Genomic DNA, 13,994 nt, shown 5'->3' on the forward strand with positions numbered 1-13,994 from the left:
CGATGGGTGGGGTGGGCTGGCGTGGGGTCGGTGGGCGGCACGGTGGCCGGGATCGGGCTGGCCGGTCCCGGTCGGCGAAAGGTGGGGGAGGGGCGGGAGGAACGGGGCGGGTGGGGCAAGGTGAGGGGGTGGGACTGACGTTGGCGGTGGACTGTGGGGGCGGCGGCATCAAAGGCTCGGTGCTGGACGGGGACGGCACCCTGCGGGCGCCGGTGATCCGGGTGGACACCCCGTACCCGTTGCCGCCTGAGCTGTTCGTCAAGACGCTGGTGGAGCTGGCCGGGCGGTTGCCCCGGGCGGACCGGGTCACGGTGGGGATGCCGGGCATGATCCGGCACGGGGTGGTGGTGGCGACACCGCACTACGTGACCCGGTCCGGGCCGCGCAGCCGGGTCGACCCGGACCTGCTCGCCGAGTGGTCCGGGTACGACGCCCGTCGGGCGGTCACCGAGGCCTTCGGGATGCCGGCGCTGGTGCTCAACGATGCCGAGGTGCACGGTGCCGGGGTGGTCGCCGGGACCGGCTGCGAGCTGGTGCTGACCCTGGGCACCGGGTTGGGCAGTGCGCTCTTCGACGGTGGGCGGCTCGCCCCGCACCTGGAGCTGTCGCACGCCCCGGTCCGCTGGGGCACCACCTACGACACGTACGTCGGGGAGCCGGAGCGGCGGCGGCTCGGCGACGCCTTCTGGTCCCGGCGGATCCGGCAGGTGGTGGACGGGTTGCGCCCGGTGTTCCGCTGGGACCGGCTCTATCTCGGCGGCGGCAACTCGCGGCTGATCCGCCCCGAGCAGGTGGCCCGGATGGGCGACGACGTGGTGATCGTGCCGAACACGGCCGGGATCGTCGGCGGTGTCCGGGCCTGGCAGTTGACCGGGGAACGGAACGACCCGGCCTCCTGAGCCACAAGTCCACCCCCAGGAACACTCGCGGTACGCCCGGTGTTGTGCCAGCGTCGGAGCAATGACGACGTGACGCGAGGGGGTGGGTCGGGATGGATCTTCTGGCGGAGTACCGGCGGGCGACCATGTACTTCGAGATGGGTGACCCGAGCGGAGCGGTCCGGCTGCTGGAGCCGATCGTGGCGGCCGAGCCCGGCAACTCCTCCGTGCGTCAGCTGCTGGCCCGGGCGTACTTCCAGACCGCCCAGCTCGGCCGCGCCGAGGAGCAGTTGCGGGAGCTGGTCGACCGCGACCCCAGCGACCACTACGCCCACCACGTGCTGGGTCGGACGCTGGAGCGGCTGAACCGCTACCCGGACGCGTTGCGGCACCTGCGCATCGCGGCGGCCATGCACTCGACCAATGACGACTACGTGACCGCGCTGCGCCGGGTGGAGAGCCGGGTCGGCAACGATCGCTGAGTCCCTGATCGCGCCGGGCCGGGGGAGGGCTTCTACCCTTCCCCCGGCCCGGTTCTGCGTCTCGTCCAGGCCAGGAACCTGTCGAACAGCTCCGCCGGGGCCGGGACGGCGTTCGGGTTGAGGGTGACCAGGTCGCCGGTAGCGTCGAACAGCCGCCCCGCCATGTAGACCGACAGCCCCACCCGGTCCCGCCGGTAGTCCCTGGTCAGCATCAGCCGGGCGGGCTGACACGGCCACGGCGCGGCACACACCCGGCACCGCCAGAGCGGCCGCATCGGTACGTGTGGCCGCACGGCCCCGCCGGGGCGGGCGTGGACCGGCGAGGCGTTCGAGCTTCGTTGCGTTTCGGTGCCGAACCGGTCACGCGGTCTGCTGGGACTGCTCCGGCTGAGGTCCATCGAATTCTCCGTGGCGTCGGCCACCAGCGCGTGGGCCGAGGGGGTCGCGGGGGACTGCTGTGACATCACCCCAGCGTGTTGGCCCGCTCGCCGCTTGTCAAGGTGCAAGGGTGCATTAGGCAAGGTGTAGTTCGGCTAGCTGCGGTTTGACCACTGGCGGTCTGGCTACTCTCGCGCCGTGCCACGCCACCTCTACGGGGCAGGCGAGATCACGACGCGGCTCGGCGTCAGCCGACAACGAGCGCGCCAGATCATCGACCGGCCCGACTTCCCCCAGCCGTACGACCGGCTCGGGATGGGTGCTGTGTGGCTCAAGGCAGAGGTCGAGGCGTGGATTCGTGAACACCGCCCCCACCTCGGCGAGGCAGACGACGAGGAACAGCCCGCCTGACTCCAGTACGCCGGGCAGCTATCTGGCTGACCACTCGTCACTGAGAGTGGCCAGCCCGCCCGGTAGCCTCCGTTCATGGGCCGGCATCTCATGGGCGCGTACGAGATCCGGATGAGGCTGGGCGTGAGCAGGCAACGCGTCGAGCAGTTGATGAAGCGCCCCGACTGGCCGAAGCCCTACGAGTCGCTCGCCACCGGTCGGATCTGGCGTACCGAGGACATCGAGGCCTGGATTCGCGAGCATCGGCCGAACCTGCCCGACGAAGCCTGAGCCTCGCTCCGACGCGTGCCGGCCTACGATGGGCCTGCCATGGCGGCTGCGCAGGTGGGGGAGGCGGGATGAAGCTCAAGCTGGACCTGCACGACATCTTCAACAAGGGTCACGACATCGACCGTGCCCTGCGCGGGATCATGGACGAGGCGGTGGCGAAGAAGGCCACCCTGGTCGAGATCATCCCCGGCAAGGGCTCCGGCCAGCTCAAGAAGAAGGTGCTGCGCTTCCTCGACCAGAAGGACGTCAAGCAGCTCTACCACCGGGTCGAGAAGGACTCCAAGAACTTCGGCCGCCTCTTCGTCCACTTCCGCTGGAAGTAGCGTGCCCTAGAAGGACCGGTACACCTCTCTGCGGTGGGCGATTCGCGCGACTGCTATCAGAACCTGGTCATCCAGGATCAGGTAGACGATCCGAAAATCACCTACCCGGATGCGCCACTTGGTATCGCCACCGGACAGCTTCACGCAGCCGGCGGGCCGAGGGTCAACTGCCAGCTGATCGATCGCGGAACCGATGCGGACCTGGGTGGAGCGGTCGAGCTTGGCCAGTTCGCGCGCCGCAGCATTGGTGAGCTCAACCTTCCATGTCACAGGTCGAGCTCCCGCTTGACCGCGCTCCAAGGCTGCGTCGACTCACCAGCACGCATCGACGCCAGTGCGTCGTCGCATGCCTGGGCGTCCTCCTCGTTGATCGCCTGTTCGATGATCTCGTCAAGCCGCGCGAGCTGCTCACGAGCCGAGGCGCGTAGAGCGTCCGTCCGGTTCGGGTTTCTGGCTATCCCTTCCAGATACTGTCTGATCTTCTCCAGCCCCTGCGGATCGAGCGCCGTCGGTGGCCCGATCGCCGCCACCCGCTGCCCCTGGCGGGTGAGGTAGACGACGTTGCCATTCTCAGCCGCCTCGACAGCTTCAGACGGCGGACCGGCATGAGGCGGAACCTCATACTCGAACGCGTGTGCGGCGGTCATGGAGGTCATGGTAACGCTGGACTGCCCCGGAGCCGGACAACCAGCTGAGGCGGTGTCGGCCGGAATCCATTAGAGGGTGACGCGGGCGGCTGGGTGACCCGTTCCCACATCAGCACTGTCAGAGGTCCAGGACGGCGACCGTTTCCCCGTCGCTCTGCTCGCCCGTCGGCCGGAAGCCCAGCTTCAGATAGAAGTCCTCCGGCCCGCCCTCCCGGGGCACCCAGGTGACGTACGCCCGGTTGCCGCCCCGGGCGCGGATCTCCGCGCACACCGCCTCGACGGCGAACCGACCGTAGCCCTTCCCCTGGGCGTCGGCCGCGATGTTGAGTCGCCAGAGGCCGGACCGGACGTCATCGGGGTTGTCGCCCCACGCGTAGTCGAGGAAGGCCATCAGGAAGCCGACCAGCCGGTCGCCGTCGAAGATCAGCCTCGGCCAGGCGATGTCCGGGAAGACGTACGCCTCGGCCAGGGACTTGACCACCGGTCCGACCAGATCCTCCTGGTCGGGGCGTACCGACAGCTTGAGCGCCGCCTCGTAGTTCTCCGGGGTGACCTTCTCCAGCCGCATCCTGCGGACCGTAGTCCGCCCCGCCGGTCCGGGCGACCGGTTATCCATGGCCACGGATGACCGACCGCCTCCGGCCACGTCGTCAGAGCGGGTAGGTGCGGGCGACCGCCAGCATCTCCGAGGTGTGCGAGCCGACCACCCCCACCCCCGCCGGCCGCTTCCGGAACCCCGGCAGCGCCTCCAGCCCGTCGCTGGCGTCCATCGCCCGCAACGCGACCTGCCCGGCCCGGGGTCGTACGGTCAGGGTGATCTCGACGCCCTCCGTAGGCGGGGCGTGGAAGACTATCCCGAAGCCCCACCGGTCCAGCGACGCCTCCTCGACGGTCAGTTGCCGTCCGACCGGCACCTCCCGGCCGGCCACCTCGGCCCGGGTCACCTCGGCGGTGTTCGCATCCACGTGCAGGGTGGCCAGCCGGACGGTGCGCTGGGGGAGCAGCCGCAGCCGCAGGGTGCGCAGCCCACCGGCGGTGGTGTCGGCGAGCACCTGCACCGTCGGCGCGGGCAGGTTCGCCGCCGGGGCCACCCCGGTAAATACCGACTCCCTACCCAGGCCGGGAAATGCTGCGCCCAGGTACTCGGTGAAGTGCGAACCGGCGTGTTCCTTGGTCCACGGCTGAGGTTCCCCCTCCCGGGTGATCCACTGCGCCTCGTTGGTGTCGGCGTCCAGGGCGTACATCAGGTGGGTGGGGACGGGGTGGTCGGCGTCGAAACGGTCGACCGCCAGGCCGACCCCGGCGAACACCGTGGCGGCGAGCGCGGCGGCGACGGCCGGCAGCGCGCCGAGCCGGCGCGCCCGGGCGGCGACCGGGCCGGGCTCGCCGCCGGGGGCCGGGTCGCGCTCGTCGCCGGCGACCGGGCCGCGCTGGCCGCCGGCCGCCGGGTGCAGCAGGTCGAGCACCGGCAGTGCGGCCAGCCCCAGCAGCACCGCGAACAGCGCCGCGACCCCGCCCATCGCCATCCCCAGCGCGGGGAAGAGCAGCACCACCGTGGGCAGCAGGATCACCACGGCGACCGCCCCGGCCAGGGTCACCGCGGCCACCGGCCACGGGCCGTCGATCCGGGTACGCAGCGCCACCAGGCCGGCGAGCGCGCCGGCCAGCGCCGGCAGGGTGGCCAGGTACGCCCCACCGGGCACCAGCGCCGCCAGCACCACTCCGAGCACGGCCAACCAGCCCAGCCCACCGACGGCCAGCGCCGCCGGGCCGACCCGGCGGCGGGCCAGCGCGTACCAGGCGAGCAGGATCGCGGCGGCGAGCGCCACCACCGCCAGCCGGTACCAGACCGGCCGGTACGGGTCGAGCAGCTCGGCGTAGCCGGGGCGCAGCGCGGTGATCCCCGCCCAGAGCAGTTGGGCGGCGACCGGGGCGGCCACGATCGGCACCAGCGCCAACCCGAACCCGGCGACCAGCCGGCCGGTGCGCCGGACCTGCCAGCCCAGCGTCAGCACCCCGAGCAGCGCCAGGGCGGCCAGCGGCCAGGTCAACCAGCCGGGGTAGCGGACCAGCCCGCCCGGCACCGGGAAGTAGGTGGCGTCGTGCCCGGACCGCAGCGCCGTCAGGTCGGTGCGGCCGAACTCCCGGGCCAGCCCGAGAGCGTTGTCACCGTGCATCTGGAGGCTGCCCCGGTCCAGCGCCGCCGGGGTGTCCAGCGGGGTGTGGTAGATCGCGCCCCCGTCGATGTACGCCGCGTTCAACCCGACGAAGTCGTGGTCGAGGAAGGCGGTGAAGTCGGTGTCGTTGGGCAGCGCCCGGTAGATCTCCACGGCGAACGAGGTGCCCACCGGGTGCGGTGCGCCCCGGCCGAAGGCGGCCACCAGCCCGGCGTTGTCCCGGGACGTCTCGAACATGATCACCGGCCCGGTGGAGCCCCGGGCCTCCAGGTTGAGCACCACCCCGCCGTCGGCGGCGAGCGGGTGGCTCGCCGCGAACGCCGCCGCCCCGCACAGGCACGCCTCCTCGGCGTCGGTCAGCACGAACACCACGTCGTTGCGGAGCCGGGGGCCGGCGGCCAGCGCGCGGGCCACCTCCAGCACGGTGGAGGTGCCGGCCGCGTCGTCGTTGCCACCCGGGCCGGTCTGCACCGAGTCGTAGTGCGCCACCAGGAAGACCCGGCCGGTGGAGGCGGTGCCGGGCAGCCTGGCCACCACGTTACGGACCCGGGCGACGGTGGCCCCGCCGGCCGCGCCGCTGAGCTGCCCGGCCTCCGGGGCGACGGTGTCCTGCACCTCGGTCTGAAGGCCCAGCCCCCGCAGCGCCCCGACCAGGTGCTCACGGACCTGGTCGTTGGCGGCGCTGCCGGCCGGGTGCGGGCGCTGCGCCACCGTCTGCACCGTCCGGTAGGCCCGTGCGGCGCTGAACTCGTCGGCCGGGGCGTCCGCCGGCCGGGGCGTCGGGGTGGCCAGGGTGACCAGCATCGCGGCACCCACCGCGACCAGCGCCAACAGGGCGGCCAGGGCGGCGAGCAGGCGACGCGGGGGCCGGGTCAGCGCCCGGTCGGCGGCGGAGGCGGGGGGTACGCCCACGGGGAACTCCTCGGAGGTGGTGCGGGGGTGGGCATCATCCTGCCCCGGCCGGGAAGGAGCGGGGGCGTACCGGGACCGAACCGTGACGCGCGGGGCTGACCGGACGCTCATCCGGTGGAGGCCCCACCCGGTGACGGCCTTGCCCGGGTACGCCCTGGACCGGGCGGACCGTGTTGTGTGCGACCGTTGTCTAATACAGGATCAGCAGGGCACTCGGAAGGAGCCCGACATCACCAGCGAACTCCCGCGTCTCGCGGCGGTGACCCGGTCGCACCGGGGGCCCGGCCTGGCCGGGCCCTCCGTCGCGCCGTACCCGCACGGCGGGCTCGGGCACAACCCCAACCTGCCGCCGGGCGAACGGCTGCGGGTGCTGCTGGTCGAGGACGACGAGGGCGACGCCTTCCTGGTCGGTGAGCTGCTCGCCGAGACCAACTCGATGATCGACCTGCTGGTCGCCACCAGCCTCAGCGAGGCCCGGCAGCGCATCGCCGGCGTCGACTGCGTCCTGCTCGACCTCGGGCTGCCCGACGCGCAGGGCCTCGACGGCCTGCGCCGGGTGCTGGAGATGTCCAGCGGGGCGGCGGTCTGCGTGCTGACCGGCCGCTCCGACGAGCACCTCGGCATCGTCGCGGTCGCCGAGGGCGCCCAGGACTACCTGGTCAAGGGCCAGGTCGACGGGGTGCTGCTGACCCGTGCCCTGCGGTACGCGGTGGAACGCAAGCGGGCCGACGAGAACGCCCGCCGGCTGCGCGAGGTCGAGCTGCGCCAGGCCGAGTCGGCCCGGCTGGAACGGGGCCTGCTGCCCCAGCCGCTGATGACCACCGACGAGGTGGCGGTGCACACCTTCTACCGACCGGGCCGGCACGCGGCGCTGATCGGCGGGGACTTCTTCGACGTGGTGCAGACCCGGCCGGACCGGGTCGACCTGATCGTCGGTGACGTCTGCGGGCACGGGGTGGACGAGGCGGCCCTCGGCGTCGAGCTGCGGGTGGCCTGGCGGGCGTTGATCCTGGCCGGGGTGCCCGACGACGAGGTGCTGCCCGCCCTGGAGCAGGTGCTGATGAGCGAGCGCCGGCTCCAGGAGATCTTCGCCACCGTCGCCACCGCCCGGCTCGACCTGGCCGCCAACCGGGCCACCGTCCGGCTGGCCGGTCACCCGCCGCCGCTGCTGCTGTCCGGCGGCAAGGTCGCGCCGGTCCCGGCCCGTGGGGGCCTGTTGCTCGGCGTACGACCCCGCCGTCCCGTCGCGTTCGATCTGGAGTTCGACACCGATGACTGGTCCCTGTTGATGTACACCGACGGCCTGATCGAGGGGCGGGTGGGTGACGGCGACGACCGGTTGGACGTCGACGGGCTCACCGGCCTGCTCCAGGAGCGGGCCAACCACGCCGTGCCGCTGTCCGAGCTGCCCGCCTGGCTGGTCGGTCGGGCCGAGCAGATCAACGGTGGGCCGCTCGCCGACGACGTGGCCATGCTGCTGGTCACCCGGGGCGGTGGCCGGTGAACACGTACCGCCGGGGGTGGACCCTGCGTCGTCGGGTGCTGGCGCTGCTGGCCGTGGTGGGCGTGCTGCTGGTCGGGCTGGCCGTGGCCGAGGCGGCGGTGGCGGCGAAGAACCGCGCCTACACCGACACGCTGCTCACCCGGACCGGCCCGCTGCGGGTGCAGGGGCAGGAGCTGCTCAACGTGCTGCTCGACCAGGAGACCGGCGTCCGTGGGTACGCGGTCAGCGGCAACCGCGCCGACCTGGCCCCGTACGAGCAGGGGGTGCGGCAGGAGCGCGACGTGGCCGCCACGATCGCCGACCTGGGCCGTGACTACCCGGCGATCGTGGATGCGCTGCGCACGGCGCAGCAGCAGGCGGCGGACTGGCGGCGGACGGTGGCCGAGCCGGTGATCGCGACGACCGGGAGCAGCGGCACGGCCGCCGGCCAGGCGTTGATCACCGCCCAGGCGCGGCAGCAGTTCGACGAGATCAGGGCGTCGGTGGGTGACCTCCAGACGGCGATCCTGGCCGAGCGGGAGAAGGGCGCCCGGGACATCGAGCGGACCGGCAACATGCTGGTGATGCTGCTGATCGTCGCGGCGGTGGTGGTGGTCGTCGCCGGCACCCTGATGCTGCTCTCCCTGGAGCGGATGGTGATCCGGCCGCTGACCGGCCTGGCCCAGCAGGTGCGGGAGGTCGCCGCCGGTGACTACCAGCACCACATCGCCGGGTCGGGGCCGCCGGAGTTCCGCCGGCTCGCCGACGACGTGGACGTGATGCGGCAGAAGATCGCCAAGGACCTGGCCGAGGTGCGGGCCGCCCGGGAGAACATCGAGTGGGTCAACAGCCAGTTGCAGAAGCAGGCCGAGGAGCTGACCCGCTCCAACCGTGACCTGGAGCAGTTCGCCTACGTCGCCTCGCACGACCTCCAGGAGCCGCTGCGCAAGGTGGCCAGCTTCTGCCAGCTGCTCCAGCGTCGGTACGCGGGGCAGCTCGACGAGCGGGCCGACCAGTACATCGCCTTCGCGGTGGACGGCGCGCAGCGGATGCAGCGCCTGATCAACGACCTGTTGGCGTTCTCCCGGATCGGCCGGCTCACCACCGGCTTCGTCGACGTCGACCTGAACCGGGTGATGGCCGACGTGGCCAGCCAGACCGAGCCGGGCCGCCAGTACGCCGACGCCGAGCTGACCTGGAGCGAGCTGCCGGTGATCCGCGGCGAGGAGCCGCTGCTCACCAACCTGCTGGTCAACCTGGTGAGCAACTCGGTGAAGTTCCGCCGGCCGGACGTCCCGCCGAAGGTGCGGGTCTCGGCCCGGCTGGTCGACGCCGAGTGGGAGATCACCTGCCAGGACAACGGCATCGGCATCGAGCCCGAGTTCGCCGACAAGATCTTCGTGATCTTCCAGCGGCTGCACGCCAAGGACGCCTACCCGGGCACCGGCATCGGCCTGGCCATCGTCAAGAAGATCGTCGAGTACCACGGCGGTCGGGTCTGGGTGGACACCGACCAGGCCGAGGGGACCGCGATCCGGTTCACCCTGCCGGCCCGGCCGGAGGACGTCGAGGCGGCGAAGGCGGCGGCCGCCACGGCCGACGCGACCGCCCCGACCGACGGGGACGGCACCACGACGACGGGGACGGACGACACGGCGACCACCGGCCCGGACGACACGGCGACGACCGACCGCCCGGTCGGGGAGTCGCCGGTGCCGGTCGGTGAGGCCGCCGGGGACGGGCCGACGGTCGGGCGGCAGCCGGCCAGCGGGCGACACGAGGACCCACCCGGCGGGCCGCCGGGGCAAGGCACCACGGGTGGTACGAAGGAGAGGGTCGGATGACCGCGCCGGCGGACGGCAAGAGCCCGATCGAGGTCCTGCTGGTCGAGGACGACCCGGGCGACGTGCTGATGACCCAGGAGGCGTTCGAGGAGCACAAGCTGCGCAACCGGCTGACCGTCGTCTCCGACGGCGCCGAGGCGCTGGCCTACCTGCGGCGCGAGGGCCGGTACGCGGACGCGGTGACCCCGGACCTGATCCTGCTCGACCTGAACCTGCCGCGCCGGGACGGCCGGGAGGTGCTGGAGGAGATCAAGAACGACGAGCAGCTGCGCCGCATCCCGGTGGTGGTGCTCACCACCTCCCAGGCCGACGAGGACATCCTGCGCAGCTACCAGCTGCACGCCAACGCCTACGTGACCAAGCCGGTGGACTTCGAGCGCTTCATCTCGGTGGTCCGGCAGATCGACGAGTTCTTCGTCAGCGTGGTCAAGCTGCCGCCGCGTGGCTGACCACCTGCTCGCCGACGTCGACACGCTGCTGCGGGAGACCGCGGCGGACGTGGTGTTGCCGCTGTTCCGCCGGCTCGACGACGCCGACGTCACCGAGAAGGCACCGGGTGACCTGGTCACCATCGCCGACCAGCGGGCCGAGGAGCGGATCTCGGCCGAGCTGCGCCGGCTGCTGCCGGGGTCGCTGGTCGTCGGCGAGGAGGCGGTGGCCGAGGACGGGTCGTTGCTGCGGCACCTGCGCGACGGCGGCGACGTCTGGGTGGTCGACCCGGTCGACGGCACCGGCAACTTCGCCGCCGGTCGCCGGCCGTTCGCGCTGATGGTGGCCCTGCTGCGGGCGGGTGAGCCGACCGCCTCGTGGGTGTTCGACCCGCTGGCCGCGACGATGGCCGTGGCCAGCGCCGGTGCCGGCACCCGGCTGGACGGCCGACCGGTGCGGGCCGCCGCCGCCGTCGCGCCCGGCCGGCTGCGCGGCACCGCGATGGTCCAGTACCTGCCGCAGGCCACCCGGGACCGGGTGGCGGCCGGTGAGGGCCGGATCGGGGAGCTGCTGCCCGGCCAGCACTGCGCCGGCCGGGAGTACCTCGACCTGCTCACCGGGGCGCAGCAGTTCGTCATGTTCTGGCGCACCCTGCCCTGGGACCATGCGCCCGGTGCGCTGCTGGTCCGCGAGGCGGGCGGGGTGGCCCGCCGGTTCGACGGCACCGAGTACCACCCGGCCGACGACGGCCGGGGGCTGCTGGTCGCCGTCGACGAGCAGACCTGGCACGAGGTGCGGGCCGCCCTGCTCGGCGACTGACGGCCGCCTCCCGCCGGACCGGCGGTGCAGCACCACGGTCGGGCCGGTGCTGCGGGTCGTGGTGCCGGCCGTTGCCCGCCCCGCCGGGTGGTGCGGCAGGCCGGTGGGGCATCGACGGACCGGACCCTCGGCGACCGGCTCGACACGCCGCGTCGAGCGTTGCCGTCCGGTGTCGTCACGGGCCGGGGCGCCGGGCCTGGTTGCGGTATCGTGACCGGCGGTCTCCGCCCCCAGGCCGCCAACCGGGGCCGGCGGGACCGCCGCCGGACCGGCCTGTCGCCGGGCGTCGGCGGCAGAGGGAAGGACACCCCCGTGCCCAGGACCAGCCTGACCCGGCCCCGCCTGCGGCGGCCGCTGACCGTGCTGCTCGCCGCGCTGGCGCTACTGCTCGGTGCCGGCGCGGTGCCCGCCTCGGCGGAGCCCGGCGAGGGCGGCACCAAGCAGCTCAAGGACGCGCTGACGGCGGCGGCGAAGGGGCACATCGAGGCCAAGGCCAAGCTGGACAGCTCCAAGCGGCGGCAGACCGAGCTGGCCGCCCAGCTGAAGGTGTTGGAGGGTCGGCTGGGTGAGCTGACCAACCAGGTGGGCGAGGTGGCCGCGCAGTCGTACCGGGTGGGCCGGCTGACGCCGACGTCGATGCTGCTCAACACGGCCAGCCCGGAGGCGTTCCTCAAGCGGGCGGCCGACCTCGACATGATGGCCCAGCGGGACGGCAAACAGCTCCGCGCGCTCGCCGAGGCGCGGCACGAGGCCGCCCAGGCCACCCTCGACATCAACGCCGAGGTCCGGGAGCAGCAGAAGCAGCTCGCCACGCTGGCCAAGAAGAAGCGGGACGCCGAGCGCGCCCTGGCCACGGTCAGCTCGGGCAGCAGCGCCGGTTTCAGCGGCGGGTCGAGTTCGGCGAAGCCGGCCCCGCGCAACTCCGACGGGTCGTGGCCCAGCGAGTCGTGTTCGGTGAACGACCCGACCACCTCCGGCTGCATCACCCCGCGCACCCTGCACGCCATGCAGCAGGCCAAGGCAGCCGGCTACAAGCGGTTCGTGTCCTGCCACCGCAGCGGCGGGGGCGGCGAGCACCCCAAGGGCCGGGCCTGCGACTTCTCGGCCGCCACCAGCGGCTTCAAGGACGAGACGGCCACCGGCGGGGACAAGGCGTACGGCGACAGCCTGGCCAACTACTTCAAGAACAACGCCAACCGGCTCGGCGTGCTCTACGTGATCTGGTACCGGCAGATCTGGATGCCGAACACCGGCTGGCGGGCGTACAGCGGGTCGGGCAGCCCGGCCGCCGACCACACAAACCATGTTCACCTTTCGATGTACTGACCGTCCGGCCCAGGTACGGGACGTAGCATCGCGACGGTGAGCAGCTCATCGTCCGACATCGTGACCGCGCCGACACCCTCCGCGTCGGTCCCCTCCCGTGCCCTGCCCAACGGGCTCGCCGCGTTCCTGGTCTTCTTCTCCAGTGGCGCGGTGCTGGTGCTGGAGACGGTTTCGTTGCGCCTGGTCGGCCCGTACGTCGGGGTGACCCTCCAGGTGACCAGTTCGGTGATCGGCATCGCGCTGGCCGCCATCGCGTACGGGGCCTGGTCGGGCGGCTGGCTGGCCGACCGGCGGGATCCGCGTGGCCTGCTCGCCCCGGCACTGATCCTGGCCGGCATCGCCGCCGCGGTCACCCTGCCGGTGGTCCGGTACGCCGGTGAGCTGCTGCGCGGCGGGGCGGTCAGCGGCATCCTGCTGCTCACCGCGTTGGCCGTGTTCGTGCCGGCGGCGTTGCTGTCGGCGGTCACCCCGCTGGTGGTGAAGCTGCAACTGGCCGACCTGCGGCGGACCGGCCAGGTGGTCGGGCGGCTCTCCGGCATCGGCACCCTCGGCGGCATCACCGCCACCCTGGCCACCGGGTTCGTGCTGGTGGCGGCGCTGCCCAGCACGGTCATCCTGATCGGGTTGGCGGCGTCGCTCGGCGTGGTCGGGTTGGCGCTCGGGGTCTACCTGCGCCGGCAGGAGTCCGCCGGGCTGCCCGGTCCGGCCCGGCTGAAGGCCACCCTGGCGGTACTCGGGCTGGTCGCGGCGGGGCTGAGCGCGGTCGCGCCGAACCCGTGCGACGTGGAGACCGCGTACCACTGCGCCCGGGTGGAGCGTGATCCGGACCGGGCCGGTGGCCGCACGCTCTATCTCAACTCGGCCCAGCACTCGTACGTCGACCTGGACGACCCGACGCACCTGGAGTACGAGTACACCCAGTGGATCGGCGCGGTCGCCGACGTGGCCGCCCCGAAGGGGCAGCGACTGGACGCGCTGCACCTGGGCGGAGGCGGGTTCACCATGCCCCGCTACCTGAGCGCCACCCGGCCGGGCACCGACAACGTGGTCTTCGAGATCGACGGTGAGCTGGTCGAGCTGGACCGGCGGGAGCTGGGCGTCCGGACCGGTCCGGGGCTGCGGGCGACGGTGGGGGACGCCCGGATGCTGGTCGGCGGGGAGCCGGCGGACAGCCGTGACCTGGTCGTCGGGGACGCCTTCGGGCACCTGGTGGTGCCCTGGCACCTGGCCACCCGGGAGATGGCGGCGGAGGTCGACCGGGTGCTCCGCCCCGGCGGGATCTACGTGCAGAACGTCATCGACTACCCGCCGGGCCGGTTCATCCGCTCGGAGCTGGCCACGGTGGCCGCCGAGTTCGACCACGTGGCGCTGGTCGCGCCACCGGAGGCGATCGCCGGGCAGCAGGGCAGCAACTTCCTCATCGTCGCCTCGGACGCCCCGCTGCCGCTGGACGCGCTGCGGACCCGGCTGGGCACGGTGGCGAAGATCCCGGATCTGCTCGCCGGCAGCGAGGTCACCCGGTTCGTGGACGGTGCCCTGGTGTTGACCGACGACTACGCTCCGGTGGACCAACTGCTCGCGACCGCCTGATCGGGTGACTTTCCTGACCGATTAC

At 72.8% G+C, this 13,994-nt stretch carries 16 protein-coding genes; 11 read left to right on the top strand and 5 right to left on the bottom strand.

Features of this window, described 5'->3' with window-relative positions:
- Nucleotides 1-128: 128 nt before the first annotated feature.
- Both GA0070623_RS21525 and GA0070623_RS21530 read left to right on the top strand, forming a co-directional pair.
- Nucleotides 129-899 (top strand): ROK family protein, encoded by a 771-nt coding sequence (locus GA0070623_RS21525; RefSeq protein ID WP_067315495.1) that lies wholly within the window; start codon nt 129-131, stop codon nt 897-899.
- Nucleotides 900-991: 92 nt separating this feature from the next.
- Entirely contained in the window at nt 992-1,360 is a 369-nt protein-coding gene (locus GA0070623_RS21530) for a tetratricopeptide repeat protein (RefSeq protein ID WP_067315493.1), read from the top strand.
- A gap of 32 nt (nt 1,361-1,392) precedes the next feature.
- Here the strand turns inward: GA0070623_RS21530 and GA0070623_RS21535 are convergent, their stop codons facing one another.
- Nucleotides 1,393-1,572 (bottom strand): hypothetical protein, encoded by a 180-nt coding sequence (locus tag GA0070623_RS21535; protein WP_231932515.1) that lies wholly within the window; start codon nt 1,570-1,572, stop codon nt 1,393-1,395.
- Between the two features lie 364 nt (nt 1,573-1,936).
- Between GA0070623_RS21535 and GA0070623_RS21540 the strand changes: the two genes are divergently transcribed.
- The 3 genes from GA0070623_RS21540 to GA0070623_RS21550 all read left to right on the top strand — a co-directional run bounded on the left by GA0070623_RS21540 (nt 1,937) and on the right by GA0070623_RS21550 (nt 2,742).
- Nucleotides 1,937-2,149, top strand: coding sequence for a helix-turn-helix transcriptional regulator (locus GA0070623_RS21540; RefSeq protein WP_067315490.1), 213 nt, complete (start codon nt 1,937-1,939; stop codon nt 2,147-2,149).
- Nucleotides 2,150-2,224: 75 nt separating this feature from the next.
- The gene (locus GA0070623_RS21545; protein ID WP_067315487.1) at nt 2,225-2,419 is read left to right on the top strand and encodes a helix-turn-helix transcriptional regulator; all 195 of its coding nucleotides are present in this window, start codon (nt 2,225-2,227) and stop codon (nt 2,417-2,419) included.
- 68 nt (nt 2,420-2,487) lie between these two features.
- On the top strand, nt 2,488-2,742 hold the full coding sequence (locus GA0070623_RS21550) for a Smr/MutS family protein (RefSeq protein ID WP_067315484.1): 255 nt from the start codon (nt 2,488-2,490) through the stop codon (nt 2,740-2,742).
- A 6-nt stretch (nt 2,743-2,748) separates the two neighbouring features.
- Here GA0070623_RS21550 and GA0070623_RS21555 read toward each other — a convergent pair whose 3' ends face one another.
- The 4 genes from GA0070623_RS21555 to GA0070623_RS21570 all read right to left on the bottom strand — a co-directional run bounded on the left by GA0070623_RS21555 (nt 2,749) and on the right by GA0070623_RS21570 (nt 6,478).
- On the bottom strand, nt 2,749-3,012 hold the full coding sequence (locus GA0070623_RS21555) for a type II toxin-antitoxin system RelE family toxin (protein ID WP_067315482.1): 264 nt from the start codon (nt 3,010-3,012) through the stop codon (nt 2,749-2,751).
- Nucleotides 3,009-3,389, bottom strand: a complete 381-nt coding sequence (locus GA0070623_RS21560) for a hypothetical protein (RefSeq protein WP_157517672.1) — start codon at nt 3,387-3,389, stop codon at nt 3,009-3,011. The genes GA0070623_RS21555 and GA0070623_RS21560 overlap by 4 nt, the downstream gene beginning before the upstream one ends.
- 118 nt (nt 3,390-3,507) lie before the next feature.
- The gene (locus GA0070623_RS21565; protein ID WP_067315478.1) at nt 3,508-3,957 is read right to left on the bottom strand and encodes a GNAT family N-acetyltransferase; all 450 of its coding nucleotides are present in this window, start codon (nt 3,955-3,957) and stop codon (nt 3,508-3,510) included.
- An 82-nt stretch (nt 3,958-4,039) separates the two neighbouring features.
- A complete protein-coding gene (locus GA0070623_RS21570; protein ID WP_089004142.1) occupies nt 4,040-6,478 on the bottom strand; it encodes a M28 family peptidase in 2,439 nt (812 codons plus the stop codon).
- Between the two features lie 259 nt (nt 6,479-6,737).
- On the opposite strand from GA0070623_RS21570, the gene GA0070623_RS21575 reads away from it, so the two are divergent.
- The 6 genes from GA0070623_RS21575 to GA0070623_RS21600 all read left to right on the top strand — a co-directional run bounded on the left by GA0070623_RS21575 (nt 6,738) and on the right by GA0070623_RS21600 (nt 13,969).
- Complete coding sequence (locus tag GA0070623_RS21575; protein ID WP_172898441.1) at nt 6,738-7,982, top strand: PP2C family protein-serine/threonine phosphatase; 1,245 nt, start codon at nt 6,738-6,740, stop codon at nt 7,980-7,982.
- Nucleotides 7,979-9,805, top strand: coding sequence for a sensor histidine kinase (locus GA0070623_RS21580; protein ID WP_067310478.1), 1,827 nt, complete (start codon nt 7,979-7,981; stop codon nt 9,803-9,805). The genes GA0070623_RS21575 and GA0070623_RS21580 overlap by 4 nt, the downstream gene beginning before the upstream one ends.
- Nucleotides 9,802-10,254 carry a response regulator gene (locus GA0070623_RS21585; RefSeq protein ID WP_067310481.1) on the top strand — a complete coding sequence of 151 codons (453 nt, stop codon included), beginning with the start codon at nt 9,802-9,804 and terminating at the stop codon, nt 10,252-10,254. Before GA0070623_RS21580 ends, GA0070623_RS21585 begins: the two co-directional genes overlap by 4 nt.
- Nucleotides 10,247-11,053: an inositol monophosphatase family protein gene (locus GA0070623_RS21590; protein WP_067310485.1), complete on the top strand. Its 807-nt coding sequence runs from the start codon at nt 10,247-10,249 to the stop codon at nt 11,051-11,053. The genes GA0070623_RS21585 and GA0070623_RS21590 overlap by 8 nt, the downstream gene beginning before the upstream one ends.
- A gap of 312 nt (nt 11,054-11,365) precedes the next feature.
- Complete coding sequence (locus GA0070623_RS21595) at nt 11,366-12,379, top strand: coiled-coil domain-containing protein (RefSeq protein ID WP_067310529.1); 1,014 nt, start codon at nt 11,366-11,368, stop codon at nt 12,377-12,379.
- A 36-nt stretch (nt 12,380-12,415) separates the two neighbouring features.
- Nucleotides 12,416-13,969, top strand: a complete 1,554-nt coding sequence (locus GA0070623_RS21600) for a fused MFS/spermidine synthase (RefSeq protein WP_067310488.1) — start codon at nt 12,416-12,418, stop codon at nt 13,967-13,969.
- Nucleotides 13,970-13,994 lie beyond the last annotated feature (25 nt).

Source organism: Micromonospora rifamycinica, from assembly GCF_900090265.1.
In the GTDB taxonomy this organism is placed as follows: domain Bacteria; phylum Actinomycetota; class Actinomycetes; order Mycobacteriales; family Micromonosporaceae; genus Micromonospora; species Micromonospora rifamycinica.

Bases quoted from the DNA above. Each gene is read 5' to 3' on its own strand.
- GA0070623_RS21550 (WP_067315484.1), top strand. From the start codon at position 2,488: ATGAAGCTCAAGCTGGACCTGCACGACATCTTCAACAAGGGTCACGAC.
- GA0070623_RS21545 (WP_067315487.1), top strand. From the start codon at position 2,225: ATGGGCCGGCATCTCATGGGCGCGTACGAGATCCGGATGAGGCTGGGC.
- GA0070623_RS21565 (WP_067315478.1), bottom strand. From the start codon at position 3,957: ATGCGGCTGGAGAAGGTCACCCCGGAGAACTACGAGGCGGCGCTCAAG.
- GA0070623_RS21535 (WP_231932515.1), bottom strand. From the start codon at position 1,572: ATGCTGACCAGGGACTACCGGCGGGACCGGGTGGGGCTGTCGGTCTAC.
- GA0070623_RS21560 (WP_157517672.1), bottom strand. From the start codon at position 3,389: ATGACCGCCGCACACGCGTTCGAGTATGAGGTTCCGCCTCATGCCGGT.
- GA0070623_RS21585 (WP_067310481.1), top strand. From the start codon at position 9,802: ATGACCGCGCCGGCGGACGGCAAGAGCCCGATCGAGGTCCTGCTGGTC.
- GA0070623_RS21530 (WP_067315493.1), top strand. From the start codon at position 992: ATGGATCTTCTGGCGGAGTACCGGCGGGCGACCATGTACTTCGAGATG.